This is a genomic window from Streptacidiphilus sp. MAP12-16, assembly GCF_041262165.1.
Lineage (GTDB): Bacteria > Actinomycetota > Actinomycetes > Streptomycetales > Streptomycetaceae > Streptacidiphilus.
The window spans coordinates 1-1395 of the sequence record NZ_JBGCBY010000082.1 but is presented as its reverse complement, the minus strand read 5'-3'; the positions used below and the strand labels follow the sequence as shown (position 1 = coordinate 1395).

General features: G+C 56.7%; 1 rRNA gene. It reads right to left on the bottom strand.

The features are described from left to right. Nucleotides 1–2: 2 nt before the first annotated feature. Nucleotides 3–1395, bottom strand: a 23S ribosomal RNA gene (locus ABIA33_RS38035); the annotation flags it as partial.

The window sequence follows — 1395 nt, the reverse complement described above, 5'->3', positions numbered from 1 at the left end:
CTATGGTCAAGCCCTCGGCCTATTAGTACCGGTCAGCTCCACCCCTTACAGGGCTTCCACATCCGGCCTATCAACCCAGTCGTCTACTGGGAGCCTTACCCACTCGATGGTGGTGGGAGTCCTCATCTCGAAGCAGGCTTCCCGCTTAGATGCTTTCAGCGGTTATCCTTTCCGAACGTAGCCAACCAGCCATGCCCTTGGCAGGACAACTGGCACACCAGAGGTTCGTCCGTCCCGGTCCTCTCGTACTAGGGACAGCCCTTCTCAAGACTCCTGCGCGCGCAGCGGATAGGGACCGAACTGTCTCACGACGTTCTAAACCCAGCTCGCGTACCGCTTTAATGGGCGAACAGCCCAACCCTTGGGACCTACTCCAGCCCCAGGATGCGACGAGCCGACATCGAGGTGCCAAACCATCCCGTCGATATGGACTCTTGGGGAAGATCAGCCTGTTATCCCCGGGGTACCTTTTATCCGTTGAGCGACGGCGCTTCCACAAGCCACCGCCGGATCACTAGTCCCTGCTTTCGCACCTGCTCGACCCGTCGGTCTCACAGTCAAGCTCCCTTGTGCACTTACACTCAACACCTGATTGCCAACCAGGCTGAGGGAACCTTTGGGCGCCTCCGTTACATTTTAGGAGGCAACCGCCCCAGTTAAACTACCCACCAGACACTGTCCCTGATCCGGATCACGGACCCAGGTTAGACATCCAGCACGACCAGAGTGGTATTTCAACGACGACTCCACCAGGACTGGCGTCCCAGCTTCACAGTCTCCCACCTATCCTACACAAGCCGAACCGAACACCAATATCAAGCTATAGTAAAGGTCCCGGGGTCTTTCCGTCCTGCTGCGCGAAACGAGCATCTTTACTCGTAATGCAATTTCACCGGGCCTATGGTTGAGACAGTCGAGAAGTCGTTACGCCATTCGTGCAGGTCGGAACTTACCCGACAAGGAATTTCGCTACCTTAGGATGGTTATAGTTACCACCGCCGTTTACTGGCGCTTAAGTTCTCAGCCTCGCCACCCCGAAAGGCAGCTAACCGGTCCCCTTAACGTTCCAGCACCGGGCAGGCGTCAGTCCGTATACATCGCCTTACGGCTTCGCACGGACCTGTGTTTTTAGTAAACAGTCGCTTCTCGCTGGTCTCTGCGGCCGGCCCCAGCTCACGGAGTAAATCCGATCACCAGTTCCGGCCCCCCTTCTCCCGAAGTTACGGGGGCATTTTGCCGAGTTCCTTAACCATAGTTCACCCGAACGCCTCGGTATTCTCTACCTGACCACCTGAGTCGGTTTGGGGTACGGGCCGCCATGAAACTCGCTAGAGGCTTTTCTCGACAGCATAGGATCATCCACTTCACCACAATCGGCTCGGCATCAGGTCTCAG